Annotated in this window: 23 protein-coding genes; 7 read left to right on the plus strand and 16 right to left on the minus strand. The window is 66.6% G+C overall.

Annotation, left to right across the window (positions count from 1 at the left end; genetic code table 11):
* Positions 1-324: 324 nt before the first annotated feature.
* Positions 325-2,019, plus strand: a complete 1,695-nt coding sequence (locus tag QX048_RS02220; protein WP_315826061.1) for an outer membrane beta-barrel protein — start codon at positions 325-327, stop codon at positions 2,017-2,019.
* 396 nt (positions 2,020-2,415) lie between these two features.
* On the opposite strand, the gene QX048_RS02225 is transcribed toward QX048_RS02220, so the two are convergent.
* The 10 genes from QX048_RS02225 to QX048_RS02270 form a co-directional block, all read right to left on the minus strand.
* Entirely contained in the window at positions 2,416-4,203 is a 1,788-nt protein-coding gene (locus QX048_RS02225; RefSeq protein ID WP_315826062.1) for a hypothetical protein, read from the minus strand.
* A 4-nt stretch (positions 4,204-4,207) separates the two neighbouring features.
* Complete coding sequence (locus QX048_RS02230; RefSeq protein ID WP_315826063.1) at positions 4,208-4,483, minus strand: hypothetical protein; 276 nt, start codon at positions 4,481-4,483, stop codon at positions 4,208-4,210.
* A gap of 43 nt (positions 4,484-4,526) precedes the next feature.
* Positions 4,527-6,143: a benzoylformate decarboxylase gene (gene mdlC / locus QX048_RS02235; protein WP_315826064.1), complete on the minus strand. Its 1,617-nt coding sequence runs from the start codon at positions 6,141-6,143 to the stop codon at positions 4,527-4,529.
* A gap of 122 nt (positions 6,144-6,265) precedes the next feature.
* Positions 6,266-7,114 carry a MaoC family dehydratase N-terminal domain-containing protein gene (locus tag QX048_RS02240; protein ID WP_315826065.1) on the minus strand — a complete coding sequence of 283 codons (849 nt, stop codon included), beginning with the start codon at positions 7,112-7,114 and terminating at the stop codon, positions 6,266-6,268.
* A gap of 2 nt (positions 7,115-7,116) precedes the next feature.
* Entirely contained in the window at positions 7,117-8,229 is a 1,113-nt protein-coding gene (locus tag QX048_RS02245; protein WP_315826066.1) for a CaiB/BaiF CoA-transferase family protein, read from the minus strand.
* A gap of 9 nt (positions 8,230-8,238) precedes the next feature.
* Positions 8,239-9,405 (minus strand): acyl-CoA dehydrogenase family protein, encoded by a 1,167-nt coding sequence (locus QX048_RS02250; RefSeq protein WP_315713988.1) that lies wholly within the window; start codon positions 9,403-9,405, stop codon positions 8,239-8,241.
* A gap of 164 nt (positions 9,406-9,569) precedes the next feature.
* Positions 9,570-10,151, minus strand: coding sequence for a thiamine pyrophosphate-dependent enzyme (locus QX048_RS02255; RefSeq protein ID WP_315826067.1), 582 nt, complete (start codon positions 10,149-10,151; stop codon positions 9,570-9,572).
* On the minus strand, positions 10,151-10,690 hold the full coding sequence (locus QX048_RS02260; protein ID WP_315826068.1) for a thiamine pyrophosphate-binding protein: 540 nt from the start codon (positions 10,688-10,690) through the stop codon (positions 10,151-10,153). The genes QX048_RS02255 and QX048_RS02260 overlap by 1 nt, the downstream gene beginning before the upstream one ends.
* A gap of 277 nt (positions 10,691-10,967) precedes the next feature.
* The gene (locus QX048_RS02265; RefSeq protein WP_315826069.1) at positions 10,968-12,239 is read right to left on the minus strand and encodes a cytochrome P450; all 1,272 of its coding nucleotides are present in this window, start codon (positions 12,237-12,239) and stop codon (positions 10,968-10,970) included.
* Positions 12,240-12,422: 183 nt separating this feature from the next.
* Positions 12,423-13,718, minus strand: coding sequence for a cytochrome P450 (locus QX048_RS02270; protein WP_315767816.1), 1,296 nt, complete (start codon positions 13,716-13,718; stop codon positions 12,423-12,425).
* A 217-nt stretch (positions 13,719-13,935) separates the two neighbouring features.
* Between QX048_RS02270 and QX048_RS02275 the strand changes: the two genes are divergently transcribed.
* From QX048_RS02275 to QX048_RS02285, 3 genes are all read left to right on the plus strand, one after another.
* Positions 13,936-15,108 carry an isovaleryl-CoA dehydrogenase gene (locus QX048_RS02275; RefSeq protein WP_315713993.1) on the plus strand — a complete coding sequence of 391 codons (1,173 nt, stop codon included), beginning with the start codon at positions 13,936-13,938 and terminating at the stop codon, positions 15,106-15,108.
* A 207-nt stretch (positions 15,109-15,315) separates the two neighbouring features.
* Complete coding sequence (locus tag QX048_RS02280) at positions 15,316-16,449, plus strand: DUF898 family protein (RefSeq protein ID WP_315714374.1); 1,134 nt, start codon at positions 15,316-15,318, stop codon at positions 16,447-16,449.
* The gene (locus QX048_RS02285) at positions 16,424-17,569 is read left to right on the plus strand and encodes a M48 family metallopeptidase (RefSeq protein ID WP_316200325.1); all 1,146 of its coding nucleotides are present in this window, start codon (positions 16,424-16,426) and stop codon (positions 17,567-17,569) included. Before QX048_RS02280 ends, QX048_RS02285 begins: the two co-directional genes overlap by 26 nt.
* Before the next feature lie 266 nt (positions 17,570-17,835).
* On the opposite strand, the gene QX048_RS02290 is transcribed toward QX048_RS02285, so the two are convergent.
* Together QX048_RS02290 and QX048_RS02295 are read right to left on the minus strand one after the other, a co-directional pair.
* Positions 17,836-18,678, minus strand: coding sequence for a DUF2927 domain-containing protein (locus QX048_RS02290; protein ID WP_409998669.1), 843 nt, complete (start codon positions 18,676-18,678; stop codon positions 17,836-17,838).
* Positions 18,679-18,699: 21 nt separating this feature from the next.
* Positions 18,700-19,272 carry a L,D-transpeptidase gene (locus tag QX048_RS02295; RefSeq protein ID WP_315713996.1) on the minus strand — a complete coding sequence of 191 codons (573 nt, stop codon included), beginning with the start codon at positions 19,270-19,272 and terminating at the stop codon, positions 18,700-18,702.
* A 278-nt stretch (positions 19,273-19,550) separates the two neighbouring features.
* On the opposite strand from QX048_RS02295, the gene QX048_RS02300 reads away from it, so the two are divergent.
* Both QX048_RS02300 and QX048_RS02305 read left to right on the plus strand, forming a co-directional pair.
* Positions 19,551-21,098 (plus strand): acetolactate synthase large subunit, encoded by a 1,548-nt coding sequence (locus QX048_RS02300; RefSeq protein ID WP_316169441.1) that lies wholly within the window; start codon positions 19,551-19,553, stop codon positions 21,096-21,098.
* Positions 21,099-21,228: 130 nt separating this feature from the next.
* On the plus strand, positions 21,229-21,744 hold the full coding sequence (locus QX048_RS02305) for a hypothetical protein (RefSeq protein WP_315713998.1): 516 nt from the start codon (positions 21,229-21,231) through the stop codon (positions 21,742-21,744).
* A 119-nt stretch (positions 21,745-21,863) separates the two neighbouring features.
* Here the strand turns inward: QX048_RS02305 and QX048_RS02310 are convergent, their stop codons facing one another.
* Positions 21,864-22,208, minus strand: a complete 345-nt coding sequence (locus tag QX048_RS02310; RefSeq protein ID WP_315752669.1) for a hypothetical protein — start codon at positions 22,206-22,208, stop codon at positions 21,864-21,866.
* A 123-nt stretch (positions 22,209-22,331) separates the two neighbouring features.
* Between QX048_RS02310 and QX048_RS02315 the strand changes: the two genes are divergently transcribed.
* A complete protein-coding gene (locus QX048_RS02315) occupies positions 22,332-22,610 on the plus strand; it encodes a hypothetical protein (RefSeq protein ID WP_316188057.1) in 279 nt (92 codons plus the stop codon).
* Between the two features lie 75 nt (positions 22,611-22,685).
* Here QX048_RS02315 and QX048_RS02320 read toward each other — a convergent pair whose 3' ends face one another.
* From QX048_RS02320 to QX048_RS02330, 3 genes are all read right to left on the minus strand, one after another.
* Complete coding sequence (locus tag QX048_RS02320) at positions 22,686-23,756, minus strand: nickel/cobalt efflux transporter (RefSeq protein WP_316200324.1); 1,071 nt, start codon at positions 23,754-23,756, stop codon at positions 22,686-22,688.
* 8 nt (positions 23,757-23,764) lie between these two features.
* Positions 23,765-24,043, minus strand: a complete 279-nt coding sequence (locus QX048_RS02325) for a metal/formaldehyde-sensitive transcriptional repressor (protein WP_315714001.1) — start codon at positions 24,041-24,043, stop codon at positions 23,765-23,767.
* Between the two features lie 218 nt (positions 24,044-24,261).
* Complete coding sequence (locus tag QX048_RS02330; RefSeq protein WP_316200323.1) at positions 24,262-24,960, minus strand: Spy/CpxP family protein refolding chaperone; 699 nt, start codon at positions 24,958-24,960, stop codon at positions 24,262-24,264.
* Positions 24,961-25,017: the final 57 nt, after the last annotated feature.

Below are 25,017 nucleotides of genomic sequence, written 5' to 3' on the forward strand. Positions count from 1 at the left end.
TCCGCGAAGCCGCGCAGCGATCGTCACCGTTTCAACTAATTAGTGCTTTCTACGAACGCGAAGATGCTTAGGCGCCGCTCCGCGGCGGCTCGTTGCGAACAGCTCTCAATCTCGCCTGAAATGTTCCCAGCTCGGCAAAACTTCCGCCGACGTTTGCCGGCTATCTCCAAGGCAAGGGGCTTCGTCGCGTGCATGCGCTGCGTATTCATCGCGACGGCGCCCTGACCCGACCTCGTCGCGTGATATTGGCATACCCCGGCATTTGCTTTGCAGGCTCATTCACCACACAAGACCGGCGCGTTCGCGGTGCGGACCAAGCGGCTCATGGTGACGCGATCCCACCGCGGGGTCACGCTCGCGCTCGTCGAGGTGCTGCTGCTGACCGTGATGGTGGTGGACGGCGCGTCCGCGCAGCAGACCATCAAGGCCAAGCCGACGGACGTCGTCCCGGGACGCGCCGACCGGCTGTTCTTTCGTCACGTGACGGCGCGCAGCATCTACTACAACGTTCCGCGGATCACCAACGACAGCCGGACGCTGATGATGCGCCAGGACCCGCGTGGCGTGAGCGCATTGCTGCGTCCGGTGCGCGAGGCCGGTGCGCCGTCGCTGGCCGCGCCGGGCAGGCCCGGCGCGCCGGTCGGCAGCTTCGGATTCTCCGCGTTTCAGCCCGCCCGTGGCGCGCGCGTGGCCACGGCCGAGCCGGCGGGAGACGCTCAACGCGCCGCGCCGCAACCGGCTGCGCGGCAGATCGCGGCAAAGCCCGCGGCAGCCGCCGAGGCGCCGCCGGCCAAGCCAGACGAGACCGTGGCAACCGCCCAGCCCGCGGCCGTGCTGCGCAACCGTGACGTTCTTCCCGATCGCAACCTGAATACGGTGAAGCCGCAGCCGGTGACCGCCGACGCGAAGCCCTATGATCCGACGGGCGTGACGGTCGGGTCGTTCCTGGTGAAACCGGCCGTCGAGATCCAGGCCGGTTATGACACCAATCCCACGCGGCGCAACGGCGGGCAGGGCTCACCGGTCGCCATCGTGGCGACGGAGGTCGCGGTCCGCTCGCAATGGGAGCGGCATCAGCTCAACGCCGATTTCCGCGGCGCCTACACCGAGGACAGCAACGTCCGCTCGCTCAGTCATCCGACGTTCGAGGCGCGGGCGCAAGGACGCTACGACGTCACCGAGGGCACCGCGATCACCGGCGAGGCGCGTTTCGTCAACGATGCATTGGCGCTTCCGGGGGCGCTCAAGCTGCCGCGCGCCACGACGTTCGGCGGCAGCGCCGGCGTGCTGCAGAAGATCGGTCCCGCCGAGATCGCATTCAAGGGATCGGCCGACCGCGTCATGTTCAACGACGCGCTGATCTTGGCCAACGTGCCGTTGCGGACGCAGGATCGCAACTACACCCAGCCGGGCGCGCAGGTCCGCGTCACCTATGTGCTCACGCCGAACATCTCGCCGTTCGTCGACATGAGCTTCGATCGGCGCAACCACGATCTGCAGGTCGACTTCAACGGCCAGCGCCGCGATTCCAGCGGCATCACCGCGCGCGGCGGCGCCGTCGTCAACATGGGATCGCTGACCGGCGAGGCCTCGGTCGGCTATCTCTCGCGCCGCATGGACTCGCCGCTGATGCCGAACATCAACGGCGTGATCGCGGATGCGACGCTCGCTTGGGCCGCGACCGACGCCACGACGTTCGTGCTGGTGGCGCGCTCGCAGGCCTCGGAGACGCCGGCGATGAACGTCTCGGGCATCCTGTCGCGCGACGTGATCCTGCAGATGGACCATCAGTTCGAGCCGTGGCTGATCGGAACGCTGCGCGGCGGCTACGGTCAGGATCAGTTCGTCGGCATCGGCCGCGTCGACCAGCGCATGTTCGTCGCCGCCGGCGGCACCTACAAGATGAACCGCAACGTTCAGCTCAAGAGCGAGGTCCGCACCGAATGGACCCGCTCCAACATCGCGCTCAACAGCTTCATGGCGGTGGTCGGCGTCGTCGGCGTGCGATTCCAATATTGAGCAGCGGCCGGGTCCGGTTGCGCACCTTCGCCGCCCTGCATCTCCGCCGTCGTCCCGGGCAAGCCGCGCGACAGCGCGGGTGCGACGCCGACGGGGACCCAGACGCCGCGACGGATGTCTGACCGGATTGCGAACGACGCGGCTGGTCTGCATCGACCACAAGCGGCTGGTCTGTCGCGCTCAAAAGAAAAGCCCCGCAGGGGACGGGGCTTGAAGGCAATGCATGCCGGTCGGGTGGGGGGGACCCGGGCGTCTCACGCGGCGGGATGAGGTCAGGTCGCCGACGCGTGGGTCGTCCCGGATTGGTTCGGCATGCGGCTGGTGATGGTCTTGTTATCGTTATCCGTGTCCGCGCCGCCCGGCGTAAGCCGACAGGCGGCGCGGAGCGCAGCGGTCTCACTGTTCGAGCGCGGCCAGGGCAGCGTTGCCGATCTGCTGCGCCTCGGCCCAGGCGGCCTGGGTGGCCTGCTGGGCGGCGGTGTAGCCGGCCTGGATCTGCTGCTGAGCCGCGGCCCGCAGCGCCTGCTCCTGCTGCTCGCCGGTCTCGCGGGCCTGGGTCAGGGCCTGATTGTCGGCATTCAGCGTCGCATTGGCCTGGTTGAAGGCGTTGGCGGTGGTCTGCGCCTTGGCCTGGGCCGCCGCCAGTGCGGCCTGGTTGGCCGCATTGTTGGCGCGTTCGAGGACCTCGGCGGCCTCCTGTGCGTCCTGCTTGGCCTGCTGCGCGGCCTGACGCGCCTGCTCCAGCGCCTGCCGGTCGGCGTTCACCTTCTGCTCGGCCGCTTCCACCGTCGCATCGATCGTGCCGATCTTCTGGTTCAGCGCGGCCTCGACCGTCTTCTGGTTCTGGGTCGCAGCCGCCTGCGCGGCCTGGGTCTTCTGCTGGGCGACCGCGCGTGCCTGCTCGCCGGTCTTCAACGCCGCCTGCAGCGCGGCCTGCTCGGCGGCTTCCTGGGCCGCCTGGTTCTGCTGGTTGTTGTTATTGTTGTTGTTGCCGTTGCCGGCCGCCGCTCCGCCATTGTTGGCATTGCCGCCATTGTTGGCGTTGCCGGCCGCCTGGCCGGCCTGCTGGGCCGCCTTGCCGGCGGCCTCGGCCGTCTCGCGCGCGGTGTCCTTGGCGGCGTTGGCGGCTTCCTTGGCCTCGTTGGAGACGTCGATGTCCTTGTCGAGCTTCTGGAACGCGGCCTGCAGCGCGGCCGAGGCTGCCGTCAGCTTCGCAGCGTTCGCGGTCGCCGCGGCCTGGTTGGCGGCGGTCGGGTTCTTCTCGGCCTGCTCCTGGGCCTCGATCGCGGCGCCGCGTGCGTTCTGCTCGGCCTGACGCGCGACGTCGATTGCCTTGCGGTCGGCAGCGACCTGCGCCTCGGCGGCGGCGGCGGTCTGCGCGGCGGCCGCGGCCGCTGCGTTGGCCTTGGCGACGGCATCGGTGCTGCTCGACGCCGCGGCAGCCGCCTTGGCCGGCGTCGCTGTGGCGGCAGGCGTGGCGGTGGCCTTGGCGACCGCGACGGTAGTGGTCGCTGCCGCGGCGGCCGCAGCGGCCGGCTTCGCCGCGCTCGTCGTGGTGCTGGTCGCGGCTGCGGTCTTGGCCGTACCGGTCGTCGTCGTTGCGGCGGTGGCGGCAGCGGCGGGCTTGGCGGCGGTCGTCGCGGCCGTGGCGACGGCAGCGACGGGCTTGGCCGCAGCCGTGCCGGTCGTTACGGCCGCCGTCTTGGCGGCGGTGCTCGCCGCGGTCGCCGCGGCGGTGGTGGCGGCCGTGGTCGCAGCGGTGTTCGCAGCCTTGGCGGCGGCGCCGGCCGCGGCCTTCGCAGCGGCGCTGGCTGCGGCCTTCGCTGCCGCGTCGGTCGCCGCCTTCGCGGCAGCATTCGCTGCAGCCTTGGCCGCAGCGTTTGCCGCAGCCTTGGCGGCGGCGTCCTGCGCGGCCTTGGCGGCGGCAGCGGCTGCAGCCTTGGCAGCGGCATCCTGGGCCGCCTTGGCGGCTGCCTGGGCCGCGGCCTTCGCCGCCGCCTCCTGCGCCGCCTTCGCGGCGGCGTTGGTGGTGGCCGAAGTGGCAAGGGCGGTGGTCATGGCCTGCGCATTGGCCTGATGCGGCAGCGCCGTCACCGCCAGAGCGGACACCAGGGCCAGCACGCTGACATGGCGATAGAGATCGGTCCTCGACGCCGCGGTTTGAAGATTCTTCTTATCCGCCATCAGCTCAACTCCCTTGGTACGCTGGATTGGATGATGGAACCTTTTGAAAATGATTTTGGCTTGCAGAATGGTCGGACCTTGCAAGCAGCAAGGCGTCTGCCTGCAAGCTGACGGCAGGATTTCGCGATGTTTGCGGCAAGCCGGCCGCGACGAGATGGTGCAGGGGAACAGAAAGCTTTTGAAACAAACGGTTGCAGTCGGAACGCCGGTTGCACGGTTGGGGCGGGCCGATGAGCATTTCGCGGCGAGCCATGCCGCCGCCATTGAAGATGCGACGCATTGTCGCATATGCCGTGAAAGTCGTCCGCTGTGCGAACGGCGGCTCAGCCCTTCTGGGCGTAGAGCAGCGGGACCGCGGCGTCGACCATCACCTCAACGAGGCTCGTGCCGGCATGGGCGAGGGCTCGCGTCAGCGCACCGGCGAGATCGGCGGCATGGTTCACGCGCACTGCGTCGCAGCCCATGCCTTCCGCGAGCTTGACGAAATCGAGGCCGGGCAGCTCGAGCCCGGGCACGTTGCGCACCTGCATGACCTGGCTGAACGAGCGCATCGCGCCATAGCCGGAATTGTTGATGACGACGACCGTCAGCGGCAGCCTGCGCTGCGTGGCGGTCCACAGCGCCTGCAGCGAATACATCGCCGAGCCGTCGCCGATCAGGCACACCGTGCGGCCGGTGCGACGGCCCAGCGCCATGCCGACCGCCGCCGGCAGGCTGTAGCCGAGCCCGCCGCTCGCCATCGTGTAGAACGACTCCGCGCCGGGCATTGGCATGTACTTGTGCATCACCGGCCGGTGCGAGGGGATCTCCTCGACCACGGCGCTGCCCGCCGGCAGCGCCTGCGCCAGCGTGTGCAGGAGATAGTCGACCGGAATCGGATCGGATGGCTTCGGCGCGTCGGGTAGCACGCGGCCCTTCGGCGCCGCGCGCCTGGTCTCCGGCAGCAGCTCCAGCAGCAGCGACAGCGCCGGCCGCATCGTGGCGATGATGCTGGTGCCGACCGGCGGCACCGCGGCGCCTTCGGCGTCGTCGGTGATCTGATAAAGCGTGGTGGCGCCGTCGAAGATCGCGGCGTGGCCCTCGACATGGAAGGTGAACACCGGCGCGCCGATCACGACGACGAGGTCGTGCGGTTTCAGGGCGTCGGACAATTGTCCGGGCGAGGCGTGCAGAAAGCCCTGGAATTGCGGATGGCGCTCGGGAAACGAGCAGCGCGCCGAGAACGGGCTGACCCAGACCGCGGCCTTGGCCTTCTCGGCGACCTCGACCATCAGTTCGACGCAGCCGGCGCGGTCGATGCCGGGGCCGACCACGAGCGCGGGATTCTTCGCGGCGGCAAGTGCGCTCACCAGTTCGTCCATGGCGGCGCGATCGGGGCCGAGCTCGCGGCTCACCTTGCGCGCGGTGATCGGTTGCGCCGGATGCATCCAGTCGTCGATCGGGATCGAGACGAAGGTCGGCCCGCAAGGCGGCTGCATCGCGGTGTAGTAGGCGCGGGCGATCGCGCCCGGCACGTCCTCGGGCCGCGCCGGCTCGACGCTGTATTTGACGTAAGGGCGCGGGAATTCGGACGGGCGTTCGGCATAGAGAAAGGCCTGCAGCGGCAGGATCGAGCGCGCCTGCTGGCCGGCGGTGATGACCAGCGGCGTCTGGTTGCGGTGCGCGGTGTAGATGTTGCCGAGCGCGTTGCCGACGCCGGCCGCCGAATGCAGATTGACGAAGCCGGCATTGCGCGTCGCCTGGGCATAGCCGTCGGCCATGCCGACGACGGAAGCCTCCTGCAGGCCGAGCACGTAGTCGATGTCCTCGGGCCAGTCGCTGAGGAACGGCAGCTCGGTCGAGCCGGGATTGCCGAACACCTTTTTGATGCCGAAGGCGCGCAGCAGCTCGAAGGTGGCCTGCTTGACGGTGACGGGTTTGGCGCTTTTCTTGGTGGTCAAGGCGTATCCTCGAAAGACGATTGTTGTTGTGTCGTCATTGCGAGGAGCGAAGCGACGAAGCAATCCAGAGTCGTCGCGGGGCTCTGGATTGCGTCGCTTCGCTCGCAATGACGGGACCTATGTCACCAATTCGCGGTGCCCTTCATCGTCGGCTGCCGCTCGGCGTTGGCGGTCCACAGCTCCAGGCCGCCATCCTTGTCATTCGCATTCACCGAGAACGCGCTGCCCTCGAACAAAGGCTGCACGCCGCGATAGGCGAACTTGGCCGGCGGTTTGCCCTTAAGTCTGGCGGCGAACTCGACCAGCAGCGCGGCCTGCAAAGGTCCGTGGAAGATCAGGCCCGGATAGCCTTCGACCCTGGTGACGTAGTCGCGGTCGTAATGGATGCGATGGCCGTTGAAGGTCAGGGCGGAATAGCGAAACAGCAGCACGGCATCGGAGACGCGCGTCTCGCTGTGCTGCGCGACCGGCGGAGGCGGCGGCGCCTTCGCCGGCGCAGCCTGGGCGCCACCCATGTCGCGATAGACGATGTCCTGGCGCTCGCGGATCGCGACGCCGCGCGGCGTCGATACGACATGCTCCACCGACACGAAGCAGAGCTGGCCGGTCGAGCCGCTCTTCAGGGTGACGTCGGTGATGGTCGAAAGGCGCGTCGCGACATCGCCGACGCGCAAGGGATCGATGAACTGCACCTCGCCGCCCGCCCACATGCGGCGCGGCAGCGGCACCGGCGGCAGGAAGCCGCCGCGGGTCGGATGGCCGTCGGGGCCGAGCTGATCGTGTGGAAACACCGGCTGGCCCAAACACCAGTGCACGGTGTAGGGCGCGATGTCGCCGGTTGTCGGTTCGCCGATCTCCTGGAACAGCGTCGCGCGCAGCCCCTTGGTGAGCTGCGGGGTGACGAGGTCGGTGGCCTCGGCGCTGCGGCCGACCCATTGCCGGAGGTGATCGAGATCGAGCGTGTCCGTCATGATCATCCCTTTCGCTGATGCGGCGAGGCGGCCTCGCCGATCGCGGGCACGGCGCCGTAATGCCTGTCGTCGCCGACCACGATCGCCGCCGGCGCGGGATAGCTGACGACGCCGTTCGGCGTGTTCACCTCGATCCGCCGCAGATGCGGATGAACCGCGAGGTCGGCCATGCTGTTGACCTCGGCAAAGGCGATGTCGGCGCTCGCGAGCTTCGCCAGCAGCTCATCGCGCGACAGCGCCGCGAAGCGCTCCGCAACGATCCCGTCGGTCAGCGCGCGGTTGCGCACGCGCGCGACCATGTTGGCGAAGCGCGGATCGTCCGGCAATGTGGGCTGGTCCAGCACCTTGGCGCACAGCGTCTTCCACTCGCGCTCGCTCTGGATCGAGATCAGGATGTCCTTGCCGTCCTTCGAGGTGAACACGCCATAGGGTGCGATCGAGGGATGGGCGAGGCCGATGCGCTTCGGCGCATTGCCGGCTTCCGCGTTGAGCAGCGGCACGGTGAGCCAGTCGGCCATCACGTCGAACATCGAGATCCTGATGTCGGCGCCTTCGCCAGTGCGGCCGCGCCTGATCAGCGCCTCCAGGATCGCGGCATGCGCCGTCGCGCCGGTCGCGACGTCGACGATCGACATGCCGACGCGGGAGGGGCCGTCCGGCCCGCCGGTGATCGAGGCCAGCCCGCTCTCGGCCTGGATCAGCAGGTCATAGGCCTTGCGATCGGCGTAGGGACCGGAGTCGCCATAGCCGGTGATGGTGCAGCAGATCAGCTTCGGATAGTCCTTGCGCAGCCGCTCACGGGCAAAGCCCATTCTGTCCATCGAACCGGGTTTCAGGTTCTGCAGCAGCACGTCGGCGCCGGCGATCAGCTTCTCCAGTTCGGCGCGACCTTCCGGCCTTGAGAGGTCGACGACGACGGAATCCTTGCCGCGGTTGAGCCACACGAAATAGCTGCTCTGACCCTTGGCGGCGGCGTCGTAGCCGCGGGCGAAATCGCCCTCGGGCCGCTCGATCTTGATCACGTGAGCGCCGGCATCGGCGAGACGCGACGAGCAGAACGGTGCGGCCACCGCCTGCTCGACGGCGACGACAATGATCCCTTCAAGCGGCAGCATGGCCCGACCTCAATACGAGCGCGGCATGCCGAGCACGTGCTCGGCGACGTAGGAGAGAATGAGGTTGGTCGAGATCGGCGCCACCTGATACAGCCGCGTCTCGCGGAATTTGCGCTCCACGTCGTACTCCTCGGCGAAGCCGAAGCCGCCATGGGTCTGGATGCAGGCATTGGCCGCCTCGAACGACGCATCGGCCGCGAGCATCTTGGCCATATTGGCCTCGGCGCCGCAGTCGAGCCCGGCCTCGTATTTGCGCGTGGCCTCCTTGACCATCAGCTCCGCGGCCCGCATCGACGCATAGGCCTTGGCGATCGGGAACTGGATGCCTTGGTTCTGGCCGATCGGGCGGCCGAACACGACGCGCTCCTTGGCATAGGCGGTGGCTTTCGCGATGAACCATTTGGCGTCGCCGACGCATTCGGCCGCGATCAGGATGCGCTCGGCGTTCATGCCGGAGAGGATATAGCGGAAGCCCTTGCCTTCCTCGCCGATCAGGTTCTCCGCCGGCACCCGCATGTCGGTGAAGAACACTTCCGTCGTGGCGTGGTTCATCATCGTCCGGATCGGGCGGATGGTGAGCCCGGCCTTCTTGGCCTCGCGCATGTCGACGATGAAGACGGAGAGACCATCGGTGCGCTTCTGCGCCTGCTCTTTCGGCGTAGTGCGCGCGAGCAGGATCATCAGGTCGGAATGCTCCGCGCGGCTGGTCCAGATCTTCTGGCCGTTGACGACATAGCTGTCGCCGTCGCGCTTCGCGACCGTCTTCAGCGACGTCGTGTCGGTGCCCGAAGTGGGTTCGGTGACGCCGAAAGCCTGCAGCCGCAACTCGCCGCTGGCGACCTTCGGCAGCCACTTCGCCTTCTGCTCGGCGGAGCCGTGGCGCAGCACCGTGCCCATCGTGTACATCTGGGCGTGACAACCGCCGCCATTGCAGCCGGCACGCTGGATCTCCTCGAGGATCGCCGCAGCGGCCGACAGCTTCAATCCCGCGCCGCCATATTCCTCGGGAATCAGCACGGAGAGATAGCCCGCCTCGGTCAGCGCATCGACGAAGGCCGAGGGATAGGCCATCTCGCGATCGAGCTTGCGCCAATATTCACCAGGGAACTGCGCGCACAGCTTGGCCACCGCGTCGCGGATATCGGCGTAATCGTCGTGCTGATGCTGGTCTGTCATGTGTTGCTCCGCCGGCCGCCGTGACGCGGCCTGGGCTCTCTCTCCCTGGACTTGTTTCCTGATAGCCTATGACCAAGCGGGTCACGCTTGGCAAGCTTGGAATGCCAGCGTTGCAGCCGAGCAGCCTTGCCGGAGCGACAGAGCAGGCCGCCTGCGGCGACGTTCTAGCTGACGGGAAATCCGAGATGACCGCGGAAACGGTTTTTGAGGAAGACACCGTCGCGTGCGGGCAGCGCGCGGTCAACGTGATCGGTCGAGATCGCGACGCGGGCGAAGTGCGGCCCGGAGAACGCGTGCAGCTTCGGCCGGAAGGCGTCGAGCGCCGCGCTGTCCTCGAGCGTGCTGACGGAGGGAAAGCCGGCTCCGGTCGCGATCAGCTCGAGATTTGCGCCGAGCCCGGAATGGCTCATCTGCATCCCGGTCTCGCCGAAATGGGCGTTGTCGAGCACGACGATCGAGAGATTCTTGGGCTTCTTCGCGGCTGCAGTCGCGAGGCTGCCGAGCCCCATCAGTTGTTCGCCGTCGCCGGTGATGACGACGACCGGGCGCGATGGCTGCGCCAGTGCGAGACCCAGGCCGATCATGGCCGCGCCGCCCATCGCGCCCCAGAGATAGAAGTTGGCGTCGTGATCGCCCGCGGCGAACACGTCGTAGGACGATGAGCCGAGGCCGCTGACGACCAGCAGGTCGCCACGGTCCTGCAGCAGCGCCTTGACGGCGGTGCGGCGGTCGAGCGGTGCTCCCATCACTTCGCCTCCGTCCACTTCTTGGCGCCGATCATGCGCTGGGAGATCAGCACCGCGATCGGCTGATCGCTGTCGAACGCGAGCCTCGCTGCAGCGGCCACCATCTCGCCGGCGTCTTCGGGACGTTCCAGCCGGAACACCGTGACGCCCATGATCTCGAAGGCCGCCTGCGTCGCCTTGCCCATCGGCACCTGCCACGGATTGAACTCGGCCCACTCGCCGCGCATCGTCACGAAGGCGAGGAACGGGAAGCGGCAGCTCTGAAGCAACGACAGCATGTTGACGCAATTGCCGACGCCGCTCGACTGCATCAGCAGCACTGCGCGCTGCCCGCCGAGCCAGGCGCCGGCGGAGAGCGCGACACCTTCCTCTTCGGTGGTCAGGACCGTGGTGGCGATCGCGGGATCGTCATGGGCGAGGCCGATCAGGCGGGAATGGCCGGCGTCGGGGACGTAGCACAGCTGACGGACGTCGGCCGCCTTCAGCGCCTCGTAGATGGCGAGCGGCCAGTCGGTGGTGGGCGTGTCGGAAGCGGCCATGGCGTCCTGAGGTTCATGAGCACCGATGGTGCAGCGGATGATTTAGCCAGAAACGACCGTCGAAGCCCATTGAATCTCGTTCAACCCGCCATGCCGGATTCTCATAGGCAGCCTAGGGCCTCGTGGTCCGGCTGGGGAGGCCTCATGGTTCGAGACGCCGGTGCGCGGCTCCTCACCCTCATGGTGAGGAGCGCCGCTCGCGGGCGCGTCTCGAACCATGAGGCCCCATGCGGCCGACCACGCGATCGTCATGTGGAGTGGCGGGAGCAACAGGAACTCACCCCGGGATCCGCACCGGCAGCGATTCATAGCCGCGGACGAAGCTGGAATAGACCCGCTTCGGCTCGCCCACGACCTCGATGCGGTCGAAGCGCTTGAGGATCTCTTGCCAGACGATGCGCAGCTGCAACTCGGCGAGTCGCATGCCGACGCAGCGGTGGATGCCGAAGCCGAATGAGAGATGAATGCGCGGCCGCTTGCGGTCGATGATGAAGGCGTCGGGGTTCTCGATCACCTCCCCGTCGCGGTTGCCCGAGACGTACCACATCACGACGCGGTCCCCCTTCTTGATCGTCTTCCCGCCGAGCTCGGTATCGACCAGCGCGGTGCGGCGCATGTGGGCGAGCGGCGTCTGCCAGCGGATCACCTCGGGCACCATGGTCTCGATCAGCGCCGGATTGTCGCGCAGCTTCTGATACTCGGCCGGGTTCTCGTTCAACGCCAGCACCGATGCCGTCATCGTATTGCGGGTGGTGTCGTTGCCGCCGACGATGAGCAGGATCAGGTTGCCCATCAGATTGTCCGGCGTCATGTGCCGCGTCGCCTCGCTGTGCGCCATCATCGAGATCAGGTCGCGGCCGGGCTCGGCCTGACGCGCCTTCCACATCCGGCCGAAGGTCTCGGCGCATTCGCCGAGCTCGCGGCGGCGCTCCTCCTCCGACGAAACGATGCCGCTCTTGGGCAGGGCGGTGGAGACATCCGACCAGCGCGTCAGCTTGCGGCGCTCCTCGAACGGGAAGTCGAACAGGGTCGCCAGCATCTGTGTCGTCAGCTCGATCGAGACCTTCTCGACCCAGTTGAAGGTCTCGTTGCGCGGCAGCGAATCCAGCACCTTGGCCGAGCGCTGCCGGATCAGCACCGCCATCTCGTCGAGATGGTCCGGCGTGAACATCGGCTGCACGGTCTTGCGCTGCTCGCCATGGCGGGGCTCGTCCATCGCGATGAAGCTCGGCCACTCATAGCCCGGCGGCACGTCGCGGATCATGATTCCGCCATTGCTGACGTCCGACGAGAAGACCGCGTGGTTGGTATCGACATGCATGATGTCGTGATAGCGCGTCACCGACCAATAGGGCTCGATCGGCGCCTTGGTGCAGTAGTGCACGGGCGCCTCCTTGCGCAGCCGCTCGAACCACGGCCAGATCGTGTCGTTCTGGAACAGCCGGGGCGCGCCGGGATGGAAGTCCTCGATCGGCGTCGAATAGGCCTCGAGGCGCGTGTCGCGCAGCAGATCGGCCTTATCGGAGCGAAGCGCGGCCTGGACGGTCATGGGGTGGTCCTTTTCTTGCTGCTGTTTCTTGCTGCCGTACCGATCGTACTCACGTCATCCTCCGCAAAGGCGGACGATCCAGTACGTCGAGACGTCAATCATATTGCAATATCGTTCTCCGGAATACGGGATGCCCCGCCTGCGCGGGGCATGACGGCAAAGTTGATCTGCACCGCAATCAGTTCACACTGCAATCCGTACCGGCAACGTCTCATATCCCTTCACGAAGCTCGAATAGACCCGCTTCGGCTCGTCCATCACGTCGATATGATCGAATCGTTTCAGGATCTCCTCCCAGATGATCTTGAGTTGCAGTTCGGCCAATCGCAAGCCGACGCAGCGGTGGATGCCGAAGCCAAATGACAGATGCTGGCGCGGCCTGACACGGTCGATGATGAAGTCGTAGGGACGCTCGATGGCGGCCTCGTCGCGGTTGCCCGAGACGTACCACATCACGACCTTGTCGCCTTTCTTGATCTGCTTGCCGCGGAACTCGATGTCTTCCAGCGCGGTGCGGCGCATGTGGGCGAGCGGGGTCTGCCAGCGGATGACCTCGGGGACGAAGCTGTCGATCAGCGCGGGGTTGTCCTTGAGCTTGCGGTACTGATCAGGGTTCTGACTGAGCGCATAGATGCTGCCGGACATGGTATTGCGCGTGGTGTCGTTGCCGCCGACGATCAGGAGCACGAGATTGCCGAGGAAGTTCTTCGGGTCCATGTTCCGGGTCGCCTCGCTGTGGGCCATCATCGACAGCAGGTCGCTCTTCGGCGGCTGGTTGACGCGCTCCTGCCAGAGCCGGGCGAAATAGCGCGCACAGTCCATCAGTTCGGCCTGCCGTTCGTCCTCGGTCGCGACAAGCCCATCGGGGCCGGGGATCGTGGTCGCGATATCCGACCAGCGCGTCAGCTTGCGGCGGTCTTCCCAGGGGAAGTCGAACAGCACCGCCAGCATCTGCGTGGTCAGCTCGATCGAGACGCGATCGACCCAGTCGAACACCTCGCCGACAGGCAGATTGTCCAGGCATTCGGCGGAGCGCTTGCGGATGTTGATCGCGAGCTCGTCGAGATGTGTCGGCGTGAACATCGGTGCCACGGTCTTGCGCTGCGCGGCATGGCGCGGCGGATCCATCGCGATGAAGCTCTCGCGGCGCAGGTCAGGATCGACGTCGCGAATGGTGATGCCGCCGAGCGCGGACGCCGAGGAGAACACCGCGTGGTTTGTCTCGATCTCCATGATGTCGTCGTATCGGGTGATCGACCAGTAGGGACCGAACATCGACTCCTTGCAGTAGTGCACCGGATCCTCGCGACGCAGCCGGTCGAAATAGGGCCAGTGCGTGTCGGTACGGAACAACTCCGGATGACCGGGGTCGAATTCGGCGAGCGGCAACGATGCGGCGCGGCTGGCGGCCGTGTCGTCGACGCGCTCGCCTGCTGCGGCGTGTCGCTGTGCCTCGGCCGTCGTGGTGGTCCCGTGCATGGACGTCTCCCTGATGGCCGGATTTGAGCTGTCCGGCGATGTTGGGTGCGATTACATCCTGCCCGGGAGCGCGGGGCAAGCGCGGAGTGGGGCCGCCGGGCCGGTCTTGCGTCGCAACGCTGGTATTTGTCCGGACGTCGGGCGTGACAAGCGCCACGTCACGGAATATGGCTTTGGGCGATTGTTGCAAAGCAGAAGACTAGCAGGAGGCCGCCCCATGATCGCCAACGCGCAGCGCATGTTCAATTTCGATCTCGGCGAGACCGCAGACGCGATTCGCGAGACGGTGGCGAGCTTTTCGCAAGAGCAGATCGCGCCGCGCGCTGCCGAGATCGACCGCTCCAACCAGTTTCCGCGCGATCTCTGGCCCAGGATCGGCGAGCTCGGCCTGCACGGCATCACGGTGGAGGAAGAGTATGGCGGTGCCGGCCTCGGCTATCTCGAGCACTGCATCGCCATGGAAGAGATCTCGCGCGCCTCGGCCTCGGTGGGCCTGTCCTACGGCGCCCACTCCAACCTCTGCGTCAACCAGATCCGCCGCAACGGCAACGAGGCGCAGAAGCGCAAATATCTGCCGAAGCTGATCTCGGGCGAGCATGTCGGCTCGCTGGCGATGTCCGAGCCGCAGGCCGGCTCCGACGTGGTGTCGATGAAGACCCGCGCCGACAAGAAGGGAGACCGCTTCGTCCTCAACGGCAACAAGATGTGGATCACCAATGGTCCGATCGCCGAGACGCTGGTGGTCTATGCCAAGACCGATCCGCAAGGAGGCCCGCGCGGCATCACCGCGTTCATCATCGAGAAGGGCATGAAGGGCTTCTCGACCGCGCAGAAGCTCGACAAGCTCGGCATGCGCGGCTCCGACACCTGCGAGCTGGTGTTCGAGGATTGCGAGGTCCCGGAGGAGAACGTGCTGGGGCAGGTCGGCCGCGGCGTCAATGTGCTGATGAGTGGCCTCGATTACGAGCGCGCGGTGCTCGCGGCAGGTCCGCTCGGCATCATGCAGGCCTGCATGGACGCGGTGCTACCCTACGTGCACGAGCGCAAGCAGTTCGGCCAGCCGATCGGCACCTTCCAGCTCGTGCAGGGCAAGGTTGCCGACATGTACACGACGATGAATGCCGCGCGCGCCTATGTCTATGCCGTGGCCAAGGCCTGCGATCGGGGCGAGACGACGCGTGAGGACGCCGCCGGCGCGATTCTGTTCGCCGCCGAAAAGGCGACGCAATGTGCGCTCGATGCGATCCAGCTGCTCGGCGGCAACGGCTATATCAACGACTATGCGACCGGGCGGCTGCTGCGCGACGCCAAGCTCTACGAGATCGGCGCCGGCACCAGCGAGATCCGCCGCATGCTGATCGGGCGGGAATTGTTCGAGAAGACGTCTTGAGGCGCAGACCAAGCGGTTGGCGTATGCGGGACATGCGTTCGCCAACCGGCCGGATGCAGATATTTTAGTCATCCTCGTCGAGGCCGGTGTTTTTTTCCGGCCGACTTGCGTAGAAAATACGTCGAACCTCGAAGTCGTCCCGGCGACGAACCATCGAGGTATATTGTAGATCTTTTGCGGGTGTCGGAGGCTTGAGCCGTGAACCAGATGAGCTACGTTCCGGAGCAGCCGCCGCCGCTTCCGCCTCTCACCGCCACCTTCTCAGGTGCGCGTGGCGAGTTCTTCCGGCTGGTCAGCCGCGGGGCGGCCATCGAACTGATCACGCTGGGCTTCTACCGGTTCTGGCTCGCGACCGACATCCGCCGTCATCTCTGGGTCAACACGGCCGTCGACGGTGATGCCGCCGAATATACCGGCCGCGGCAAGGAGCTCCTGATTGGCTTCCTGTTCGCGATGGCGATCCTGGTCCCGATCTACCTTGCCTACTTCCTCGTCGGCGTCGAGGCCGAGCGCTTCAAGGCCTTCGCCAGCGTGCCGCTGGTGATCGCCTTCTACGCCTTCGGCCAGTTCGCGATCTTCCGCGCGCGCCGCTACCGCCTGACGCGCACGGTCTGGCGCGGCATCCGATTCTGGATGACCGGCTCGGGCTGGGCCTATGCCGGGCGCGCCATGCTGTGGACCTTGTTGACGGTGGTCACGCTGGGGCTGGCCTGGCCGTGGCGCGCCGCCGCGCTCGAGCGCTACAAGATGCGGCATTCGCACTATGGCGATCTCAGCGGCGACTTCGAGGGACGCGGCTGGGAGTTCTTCAAGCGCGCCTGGTATCTGTGGGTCATCGCGCCGTTTGCGCTGCTGCTGTTTCCGTTGTTTCCGTTCGTCTATGCGCAGTTCAAAGCGATCGAGTGGCGCTGGTGGCTGTCGGGCATCCGCTTCGGCGGCGTGCGTCTGGAATCGGACCTGCCCGGCAACGCGTTCTATGGTCTGTATTGGAAGGTGATCGGCTGGTGGTTTCTGCTGTCGGTCGCCTCCGGCGCCTATTTCAGTGGCGTCGCCGCGCTGATGATCAAACTGCTGGGGCCGGGAAGCGACGGCCTGCCTCAGGTGCAGGCGCTGTCTGACAACATACCGATGCTGGTGCTGGTCGGATTGGGCTACGTCGCCTGGATCCTGGCGCTCAACGTCGTGATGCGGCTCTATCTGGTGCGCGACATGTGGGCGACCGTGCTGCAGTCGGTTCAAGTGCATGGCATCGAGGCCATGGCCAATGTCGCCGCCAAGGGCGATCTGGCCAGCGCGCTCGGCGAAGGATTTGCCGATGGACTCGACGTCGCCGGATTCTGATTCCGGGCCGGCGGGCGCTGCTGCGCCGGCCGCCGCCACGCCGGTCGAGCCTGCCGCTCCGCTCGGCGGCCCTGCGGTCTATTTCGACGGCCTGTCCAACCGGCGGCAGGTGGTCACGATCGGCTTTGCCAATCAGCTGGTGATGCGCAGCGCCGACAATTTCGTCTCCTGGCCCTATGCCGACATCCGCCGCGTCGATGGGCCGAGCGGAACGCTGCGCGTGAGCTGCCTGTCGGCGTCGCCGCTGGCGCGGCTGGAGATCCGCGACGCAGCGCTGTCGGCTGAGCTGATCGCGCGCTGCAGCCACATCGACCAGAACAGGATGACCCGCGGCGCCATCACGCGCATCGTCGGCTGGTCGCTGGCCGCCGCCGCCTCGATCGTCGCCGTCGTGCTGGTGGTGATTCCGTTCGCCTCCGACCGGCTGACGCCTCTGGTGCCGCCGACCATGGAGCGGCATCTCGGCGAGGCCGCCGTGGTGCAGATCCAGACCGTGTTCGGCGACAAGCTCTGCAGCGAGGCGGCGGGGCAGGCCGCGTTCGCCAAGCTAGTCACGGCGCTGCGCCGCCCCGCCGGCCTCGACGACAGCATCGCGTCGCAGGTGCTGGACACGCCGATCCCCAACGCCTTCGCGCTGCCGGGCGGGCGATTCTTCCTGTTCAGGGGGCTGCTCGACAAGGCCAATGACCCCGACGAGGTCGCCGGCGTGCTGGCGCACGAGCTCGGCCACCTCAAGCATCGCGACAACCTGCGGCAGATGATCCACAATGGCGGCAGCTCGTTCCTGATCGGCCTGCTGTTCGGCGACGTCACCGGCGCGGGCGCGGCGATCTTCGCCTCGCGGGCCATGATCAACGCGTCCTATTCGCGCGAGGCGGAGGCGGCCGCGGACGGCTTCGCGATCGAGGTGATGCACAAGCTCGGACGGCCGACGCGCCCGATGGGCGAATTGCTGTTCCGCATCACCGGCAAGGAGGACGGCAAGCGCCCGTCGCTGTGGGCCAGCCATCCGCTCAGCGAGGACCGTCTCGCCCGCATGCGCGCCGAGGACCGGCCGCCGAGCGGCCCGCCGCTGCTCAATGCGGAGGAGTGGAAGGCGCTGAAGGGGATTTGTCGCTAGGCATTGGGACGCGTTTGGCGTTGGGCGACGGCTGCGCTTGGCGTCGATTTGTGCCGACAGCGTTGCCATACATTCGGTGTCGTCCCTGCGAACGCAGGGACCCATAACCACCGAACCTCGTTGTTGGAAGCGGGCGTCGCTCAGCTTGCCACTTGCAGAGGCCGCGGCGTATGGGTCCCTGCGTTCGCAGGGACGACAGCGGAGGCTGAGGCGGCGTCCGGGCTCTCAATGAGGCGATCATAAGCGCGTTCGGATCAACCGACCGCTCACTCCGCCAGATTGTTGGTCTTCCTCACCCAGGCCCGCACATCGGCCAGCACGTCCGGCAGCACCGCCTTGACGTCGGCGAGCGTCATGCCGGCCTTGACGCGCGGGTCGTACAGCAGGTTGAGGATGTACTGGTCGTAGACGTCGAAATAGCCCATCGAGACGTTGTCGTTGAACATCGTCCAGGGCACGCTCGAAGTGTCGTTGATCGGCCCGAGCGACTGCAGCAGCTCCTCATAGGCGCAATCGAGGAAGACGAAATCGCCGTTGTCGACGGTCAGGATGACGTCGGAGCGCTCGATCTCGAACGCCTCGTTCTTGCGGAAGCCGGACAGGCATTGCGGATCCAGCGAGGTCTTGATCTCGCGCGCGCGCTCGCTGCCATAGGCTTGGCTGATGGTGTGGTAGAGGTCGCGGTCGCGCACCAGCTTGACGCGGACATTGGCGTCGCCGTCGGTCTCGGTCATCGCAATGTCGAGGTTGCGGATGCGGGCGGCGATATCTTTGACGACCTTGGCGAGCTGCGCCTTGCGGTCGGCGCGGCGGCCGTCGGCAAACACCCGCACCGGCGCGCTGTATTTCCGGATGCGGTCAACCCGGCCCGCCAGGTGATACTCGGCGCCGAAGGCGGTCTTGAAGAAGCCGTCGGTGATCTCGGCGTCGGTGAAGCTCTTCTTCTCGATGCGCTGGCGGGCGGCGATCGCCGGAATTTCGGCGGCCGACGCCGGCAGCGGGACCACCACGGTCACGAGCGCAGCCAGCGCGGCAGCCACCGCGCTCCGCAGGGGACGCCCGGAGCACCGGTGCTGCCGGCGAGGATGCGCGCTGTGACATTGCCTCATCGTCGTGGTCGCGTGCGGCTCTCAGTTCTTGACGATCACGGTGGCGCCGACCGAGACGCGGTCGTAGAGGTCGGCGACGTCGTCATTGGTCATGCGGAAGCAGCCCGACGATACCGCCTGGCCGATCGTCTCGGGCTCGTTCGAGCCGTGGATGCGGTACAGCGTGGAGCCGAGATACATCGCGCGGGCGCCGAGCGGGTTCTCGATGCCGCCGGCCATGTGGCGCGGCAGGTCGGGCCGGCGCCGCAGCATCTGCGACGGCGGGGTCCAGGCCGGCCATTCCTTCTTCGCGGTGATGCGGTGCACTCCGCTCCAGCGGAACCCGTCACGGCCGACACCGATGCCGTAGCGCAACGCCTGGCCGCCGGGCAGGACCAGATAGAGCCGGCGCTCGCTGGTGTTCACGATGATCGTGCCGGGCGCATACTGGCTCTGGAACATCACGGTCTGGCGCGGAATCGGGCTCACGCCGCTCTGGTAGAAGTTCGGCCCGCCGCCGAAGAGGTCCCTGGTGTCGAACATTTCCGCCCGCGCCATCCCGGCGCTTGCCACCGACGCGACCGCAGCAATTCCCAAAGCCAAACAGCGCTTCATTTCCATCCCCTGGCAAACATCAAATTCCGTTCGCAGACAGGCCATAAACGGTTGCACTTCGCAACCCACGGCGGCGTGAGGCCGGTATGTGGCGACGGTCCGTGACCCAAATCCCACGGAAAATCGCGCGCGTCCTGGACCAACATCCTGTTAGCCAAGCCCGCGCATGAGCACCGCGGCGATGGCAGCAATGCGGCCAGCCCCTTTGACGCCGCGGGCGAACAATGATTGATCTGCCCAGCATTGCAAATGGCGCGCGGAATCAGCAGGAGAATAGGATGAACGGTGCGGAAAGCCTGGTGCGGACCCTGGTCGCGGGCGGCGTTGACGTCTGCTTTACCAATCCGGGCACCTCCGAGATGCACTTCGTCGCCGCGCTCGACCGTGTCGAGGGCATGCGCTGCGTGCTCGGCCTGTTCGAAGGCGTGGTGACCGGCGCCGCCGACGGCTATTTCCGCATGAAGGGCACGCCGGCCTCGACGCTTCTCCATCTCGGCCCCGGCCTCGCCAACGGCCTTGCCAATTTGCACAACGCCAAGAAGGCCCGCTCGGGCATCGTCAACATCGTCGGCCAGCACGCCACCTACCACATCGGCTTCAACGCGCCGCTGACCTCGGACATCGAGGGCCTGGCGCGGCCGATGTCGGACTGGGTGCGGACCTCGCCGAGCGCCAAGGCCGTGGCCGCCGACGGCGCCGCCGCGATCGCCGCCGCCAAGAGCGCGCCGCCGCAGATCGCCACCCTGATCCTGCCCGCCGACACCGCCTGGAACGAGGCCGACGGCATTGCCCAGGTTCCGGGAGAGGCGCAGCGCCCGAGCTATTCGGCTGACGCGGTGGAGAAGGCGGCCAAGATCCTGCATGCCCACGGCCCCGAGACCCTGGTGCTGATGACGGCGGGCGCGCTGACCGAGCAGGCGCTGACCTTCGCCCAGCAGATTGCCGGCAAGACCGGCTGCCGCGTGATGGGCCAGACCTATCACCCGCGCATGGCGCGCGGCGCCGGCCGCTTCTCGATCGACCGCATCCCTTACGTGATCGAGCAGGCGCTGCCGATCTTGAAGAACTACAAGCACATCGTGCTGGTCGAGGCCAACGACCCCGTCGCCTTCTTCGCCTATCCGAACAAGCCGAGCATGCTCAAGGCCGAGGGCACCGAGGTGCACCGCATGACCGCCTGGGGCGAGAACTCGGCCGCGGCGCTCGAGGCGCTGGCCGGCCATCTCGGCGCCAAGCCGGCCGACGTGAAGCCGCAGCCGCTCGCCGAGCTGATCAAGCCCACCGGCGCGCTGAACCACACCACCATCGCCCAGGCGATCGCCTATGCGATCCCCGAGAACGCGATCGTCGTCGACGAATCCATCACCACGGGCCGCGGCTTCTTCCCGCCGACGGCGGCCGCCAAGCCGCATGACTGGCTGCAGAACATGGGCGGCTCGATCGGCTTCTCGACCCCGGTCGCGACCGGCGCCGCGGTGGCCTGCCCGGACCGCAAGGTCATGTGCCTCGTGGGCGACGGCAGCGCGATGTACACGATCCAGTCGCTGTGGACCCAGGCGCGCGAGAACCTCAACGTCGTCACGGTGGTGTTCGCCAACAGGATCTACCAGATCCTGCGCGGCGAGTTCGACGGCGTCGGCGCCGGTGAGCCCGGCCAGCGCGCCCAGGACATGCTCAAGATCGACCGTCCGACGCTCGACTTCGTCGCCATGGCGAAGGGCATGGGCGTCCCCGGCCGCGCCGTCACCTCGGCCGACGAGTTCAATGCCGCGCTGGCCGAGGCGAACGCCGAATATGGTCCGCGCCTGATCGAAGTGCAGATGTAAATCCGCAACGCTGGCGGCCGCAAAACGGCCGCCGGCCGAGGGAAGGCGCATCGCCTCATTTATGGGGTTGGCGACTCACGCCGATCGCGTGTTGATGGTGAGGTGTCCTTCTCTCCTGTATCTGAGCGGCATGCACAGTGAATTGAACCGGCTGATCTCTGCGCTGCAGGAGTTCTATGCGCGCGAGCGCTTCATCCTCGACCGTGATCTCGGCGAGCGCGCCTTGACGCATCGGCTGGCGGTGCATCTCGAACGCAACTTCCTGGGGTGGGACGTCGATTGCGATTACAACCGGCTCGGCGACCGCGCCATGCTGCTGCCGCGTGGCACCATCGTCTCGACCGACGACGAGCTGGGAAAATCGGTCTACCCGGACATCGTCGTGCACAAGCGTGCCGTGCCCGACAATCTGCTGGCGATCGAGGTCCGCAAGGCCGGCAACCACCAGCCGCTGGCGCATGACCGCCACAAGCTGATGGCGCTGACCGATCCGCATCTGTGGTTCGCCTATTGGATCGGCGTGCTGGTGATTCTCGACCGCCGCAGCGTGATCACGCCGGAGGTCTATGTCGGCGCCCGGATCGATCCGGTCTTGTCGGCCTGGTTCGCGGGGCGATTGCAGCAGATGGGACTCGCCGCCGGCTGAGACATCTCGCAGAAGAGGTGCGCGATCGCCGGTCGACGCGAATGAACAAGGGCCGCCCCTGAGAGGAGCGGCCCGATCTCGTCGCGCATGTGGAGCCTGCGGACAGGCGCTCCCACGCCTTACTTCGACATGGCGTCGCCGGACGACTTCTTCGCCGACTTCTTCTTCGTCTTACTCATCTTCATGTCGTCGCCCCCGCCCATGGCGTCGCCGCTCTTCGCCGACTGGCCGGTGGTCGTCATCGGCTTCTCGGTGGACTGGGCAAGAGCGGCCGACGAGACGAACGCGAGGGCGGCGGTAGCGATGATCAGTTTACGCATGCGGAAAACCTCCGTGGGTTGGAAACGCGCCGGACCATAGGCGAATTCGACCAGCGGCGTTCTGACGCAGGAATCAGGAAAACGTGAGAGTTCCGCCCCGCAAAAGCCGACTTGCACCGGCGGCACGGGCAGCGGCGAGGGCATTCTGTGACGATTGTGCCGGACGCAGGGAGCCCATGCGCGGGTGAGCGAGGCCAATTTGGCCCAGTGCATCGACGCAGCAGCCTCCAACTGCGGCTGCGAGCTTCGGGCTCTCATCGCGATGCGGTGGGCTCGCGGCGTCATGGGAATGAATGTCATGCCAATCGGCCTCAGCGCGGTGCCGAGATCCTGGCGGAGGTCGCTCGAGCCCACGACCAGGACCTCGGCATTCTCGCCAAGCTCGGGCGCTGCCTGGAAGCTGCGCGCGACATCGATGATCTCATCGACGCCGCTACGGAGAGCCAGGAGGGCCGCTGTCAGAGCCGGATCTCTGCGCGGGCGGCGGGACTGTCGGAGCGCGAGGCGATCGATCGGCGGCGGTTCGATCTGCCGATGAGAGGCTAGTCCGGCCGCCATTCACGGACGAATTCGCCCATGAATCCTCTGTGGCGCCGCATCGGCTTAGGTCGCGCTTTCGCCTCAAGTCATCAGTTGGTGCAGTCCCAGCCAACCCGTATAGGTCCCGACCAGTACGATCAGAGCAGCCGAGAGATAGGGCGCCCGGTGCGCGAGGCGGCTGAAGCCGGACCAGTGGCGCTCGACATGCCGAAGGCTGAGTGCGGCCAGAACGCCGACGGACACCATGGTGATGGCCAGGCCGATGCCGAAGCAGAGCACTAGGATGAAGCCCAGGCTGAACTGCTTCAGTTGAAGGCACAACAGCAGGACCGTGATGGCGGCGGGGCAAGGGATCAGACCGCCGCTCAGTCCGAAGAGGACGATCTGTGCGGTCGTGACCGTACGGCCGGCGAAGCGCCGTCGAATGTCGTCGGCGTGGGCGCGCGCATGGGCATCGTCCTCGTCGCCGAGGTCCATGTGATCGTGGGTGTGCTCCTCGAACAGGATCTCGACGGAGGCGCCAGCAAGCGTGATGCGTGCCTTGAACACGTGCGGCTCGGGGATCTCCTCGATGCTCTCCAAGGCGTCGCCGCTGGCCCGGAAACTGAACTGCTGCTCGTGGCCGTCTCCACGAACGGTCGTGACGTAGAGCGTATCGGCGGGTGGGAGTGCGCCGGTCTCGTTCCGGATCCGCCAACGCGGCGGCACGCCATCTTCGAAGATCTCCACCGACAGCGCGTGGCCGGCAAGCGCGACCGATCGCAGCGCGTCGTGATGGTGATGATGGTCATGGTCATGGTGTCCACTCTGGTCCCGCCAGGTGCGCCAGACCATCCAGGCCGCGATGCCGATGATGACGACGGCCGAGATCAGTTGCAGAAGGGCTTCGCTGCGCTCGCCCGAAAGCTCCTGACCGAAGTGAAGACCGGCGAGTGCGATCACCCATACGATCGCGGTGTGGGAGATGGTCGCCGAGAGGCCGAGCAGCACGGCCTGCAGGACGGTGCCGCGGATTGCGACGATGAAGGCGGCCATCATGGTCTTGGAATGACCGGGCTCCAGGCCATGCAGCGCACCCAGGGCAATCGCGCTGGGCACGAACAGCCACGCATGCGCGCTGCCTTGCTGGAGCAGTTGAGACAGATCGGTCAATGCCAGTCTCACTTCAGATAGGTCCGGACCACTTCGATCAGGTCGGCGGCGCCCTTGGCCTTGTCGGGATCGCTTTCGTGCGCGGGGTCCACGACATGGTGCCGGATGTGATCTTCCAGCAGCTCGGTGGTCAGGCCTCCGATTGCGCCCCTGACCGACGCGACGAGCATGAGCACGTCGGCGCAGCCCAACTCCGCTTCGAGCGCGCGCTCCACCGCATCGATCTGGCCCTTGATGCGCCGGACCCGTGCGAGGAGCTTGGACTTGTGTTTGATGGTGTGCGACATCGGGATAATATAGGGGGGTACCCTATATAGGTCAACTTCCCATGTCGACCGCAGACGTCGAATGCGACGCTCGCGGCGTATCCGCTTGCCGATCGGCCCCAGGCAACCCCGTCGTAACCGGTCATTGCACGAAACCGACGAGCGCCGCGGATCCCCCGTTCGGATTGACGACCGCCAGGCGGAGGCGGAGTCGACGGCTTCATGGAGCAGGTCCTCTCCTAATGGCCCCGCTGCATCCGCATGGAGCTCATTCGGCCGCCCCGCATCCCCATCGGCGGCATGCCGAGATTGGGCGCGAGCAGTTCGTCGGCCACCTTTCGCTGCTCGTCGGAAAAGGTTGCGACGAGGTCGCTCAGGGCGGTCTTGATCGCTCGCGTGGCGTCGAGGCGAGCCGATAGCGATTTTTCCTGTGCGGTCAGCTGGTCGAGCACCGTCTCCGAGCCGGCCTGCGACATCATCGCAGTCCGCAGATCGCCGAGCGTCTTCGCACGCGCGCGAAACGCGTCGGCGAAGCCGTTCCATGCCGGCATCTGGGCGTCCGTGATCTTGAGCTCCGCCCGCAGGAACGCGATCCGTCCCTCCACATGATCGAGCACCTCCATGCCGCCCATACAATCGTCGGACGGCCGCGTCATGCCGGACATCATCGGCATCATGTTGGACATCGGCATGCCGTCCATCATCTTCATCATGCCGCCGCCACTCGCCCCGCTGGTCGATTTGCCGGCATCAGTTGCTGGCGCTTCCTTCTGATCAGGATGATGGGCCGAATGGTCACTAGAGGATTGAGCAAAGGCGGGATGCGCCAAAGCAGAAAACGCCAACAGAAAAGCCAGGGGCAATTTTTGCATGACCAAGTCCTCCTTCAGGGGGCGATCAACAATGGCCAGACGTGGGCCATTCAGGTTGATCCACATCAACGGTCGGCGGGCTCAGGGGTGACGATCGTTCGTTGTCAGCGCCGGTACGGCTTA

Origin of the sequence: Bradyrhizobium sp. SZCCHNS30572, assembly GCF_032484415.1 — a bacterium.
Lineage (GTDB): Bacteria > Pseudomonadota > Alphaproteobacteria > Rhizobiales > Xanthobacteraceae > Bradyrhizobium.

Bases quoted from the DNA above. Each gene is read 5' to 3' on its own strand.
- QX048_RS02220 (WP_315826061.1), top strand. From the start codon at position 325: ATGGTGACGCGATCCCACCGCGGGGTCACGCTCGCGCTCGTCGAGGTG.
- QX048_RS02225 (WP_315826062.1), bottom strand. From the start codon at position 4,203: ATGGCGGATAAGAAGAATCTTCAAACCGCGGCGTCGAGGACCGATCTC.
- QX048_RS02230 (WP_315826063.1), bottom strand. From the start codon at position 4,483: ATGCGTCGCATCTTCAATGGCGGCGGCATGGCTCGCCGCGAAATGCTC.
- QX048_RS02240 (WP_315826065.1), bottom strand. From the start codon at position 7,114: ATGACGGACACGCTCGATCTCGATCACCTCCGGCAATGGGTCGGCCGC.
- QX048_RS02245 (WP_315826066.1), bottom strand. From the start codon at position 8,229: ATGCTGCCGCTTGAAGGGATCATTGTCGTCGCCGTCGAGCAGGCGGTG.
- QX048_RS02250 (WP_315713988.1), bottom strand. From the start codon at position 9,405: ATGACAGACCAGCATCAGCACGACGATTACGCCGATATCCGCGACGCG.
- QX048_RS02255 (WP_315826067.1), bottom strand. From the start codon at position 10,151: ATGGGAGCACCGCTCGACCGCCGCACCGCCGTCAAGGCGCTGCTGCAG.
- QX048_RS02260 (WP_315826068.1), bottom strand. From the start codon at position 10,690: ATGGCCGCTTCCGACACGCCCACCACCGACTGGCCGCTCGCCATCTAC.
- QX048_RS02265 (WP_315826069.1), bottom strand. From the start codon at position 12,239: ATGACCGTCCAGGCCGCGCTTCGCTCCGATAAGGCCGATCTGCTGCGC.
- QX048_RS02270 (WP_315767816.1), bottom strand. From the start codon at position 13,718: ATGCACGGGACCACCACGACGGCCGAGGCACAGCGACACGCCGCAGCA.
- QX048_RS02275 (WP_315713993.1), top strand. From the start codon at position 13,936: ATGATCGCCAACGCGCAGCGCATGTTCAATTTCGATCTCGGCGAGACC.
- QX048_RS02280 (WP_315714374.1), top strand. From the start codon at position 15,316: ATGAGCTACGTTCCGGAGCAGCCGCCGCCGCTTCCGCCTCTCACCGCC.
- QX048_RS02285 (WP_316200325.1), top strand. From the start codon at position 16,424: ATGGACTCGACGTCGCCGGATTCTGATTCCGGGCCGGCGGGCGCTGCT.
- QX048_RS02290 (WP_409998669.1), bottom strand. From the start codon at position 18,678: ATGAGGCAATGTCACAGCGCGCATCCTCGCCGGCAGCACCGGTGCTCC.
- QX048_RS02295 (WP_315713996.1), bottom strand. From the start codon at position 19,272: ATGAAGCGCTGTTTGGCTTTGGGAATTGCTGCGGTCGCGTCGGTGGCA.
- QX048_RS02300 (WP_316169441.1), top strand. From the start codon at position 19,551: ATGAACGGTGCGGAAAGCCTGGTGCGGACCCTGGTCGCGGGCGGCGTT.
- QX048_RS02305 (WP_315713998.1), top strand. From the start codon at position 21,229: ATGCACAGTGAATTGAACCGGCTGATCTCTGCGCTGCAGGAGTTCTAT.
- QX048_RS02310 (WP_315752669.1), bottom strand. From the start codon at position 22,208: ATGCCCTCGCCGCTGCCCGTGCCGCCGGTGCAAGTCGGCTTTTGCGGG.
- QX048_RS02325 (WP_315714001.1), bottom strand. From the start codon at position 24,043: ATGTCGCACACCATCAAACACAAGTCCAAGCTCCTCGCACGGGTCCGG.
- QX048_RS02330 (WP_316200323.1), bottom strand. From the start codon at position 24,960: ATGTGGATCAACCTGAATGGCCCACGTCTGGCCATTGTTGATCGCCCC.